At 66.8% G+C, this 983-nt stretch carries 1 protein-coding gene; it reads right to left on the bottom strand.

Annotated features, from left to right (window positions below; translation table 11 throughout):
- Nucleotides 1-983 (bottom strand): DUF2345 domain-containing protein (locus tag BTW07_RS18675; RefSeq protein ID WP_144076992.1); only part of this gene is annotated, 983 nt, incomplete at both ends.

Below are 983 nucleotides of genomic sequence, written 5' to 3'. Positions count from 1 at the left end.
GCTCGATATTGCCGCCCTTGATACGCACGTAGGCGCCGCCGCTGACCAGCAGAATCTCCTCGGCGGCGGCGAAGTCGATCTTGTCTTCCGTTGAGGTGACGCCGAGATCCCGCCGCGCGGTGGCTTCCAGATTGTCCGACTGCGCCTGGATCTCCACCTTGCCCCGGGCCGCGAACAACTTGATCCCGGCTTTCTGCACGAACAGCGACAGCTTCTCGGAGATCGAGGCGACCAGGCTCTTGCCGGTGGCGATATTGACGTCTTCGCCGCTGGAGACACTCAGCGACCGGCCCTGGGCCAGGTGGGTCGATTCCGGCGTGCTCAGGGTGATGCCGGCCGGCGAGGCCATGTGCAGCCAGGGGGCTTTCATCCGCGCCGCTTCGCCCCGGCCGCCACTGTCGCTGGCGCCACTGGCGCTGTCCTGCTTGGCCTGACCTTGTGAATCGACGAGCTGTTCGCTGTTGCCGTAGCGGTCGTCGGCGTCGTCGCCGGCCTGCTTGAGGTTTGTGCGGGCCTCGAGGGCGTCGGCGTTGTGGTCCTGGGCACTCTGGCTGAGGCTGTCGCTGAGGTGGTAGGCGCTGTCGAGCTGCTGTCTGGCCGGGGTGAGGTCGAGCTGGTCCCCGCTGGCGCCGAGCTGGCCCCAGCTTGAGAGGTAGAGCCCCTGGTTGGCGCGGATGGCGCCATAGGCATCGGTGCGCAGCTCGAACCCGGTGCCGCGGAAGGCGCCGCGGGTGTTGCCGGTCTGGTGGATCAGGTAGCCGAGGTTGAGCTGGCTCTTCTCGGCTTCGGAGTTGAGCCGGACACGTTCCTGGTCGGTGGCGTCGTCGAAGACGAGTTCGTTGTACTTGCTGCCGCGATAGGTCTTGCTCTTGAAGCCGGAGAGCAGGCCGTGGCTGTGCCAGTCGGGGCTCTGCTCGCCGTTGTAGACCCGGCCGGTGATCAGCGGCCGGTCGGCATCGCCCTCGAGGAAATCGACCAGCACT

Origin of the sequence: Salinicola socius, assembly GCF_001937195.1 — a bacterium.
In the GTDB taxonomy this organism is placed as follows: domain Bacteria; phylum Pseudomonadota; class Gammaproteobacteria; order Pseudomonadales; family Halomonadaceae; genus Salinicola; species Salinicola socius.
The sequence above is the reverse complement of the archived record's forward strand: the minus strand, read 5'-3'. Positions and strand labels throughout refer to the sequence as shown.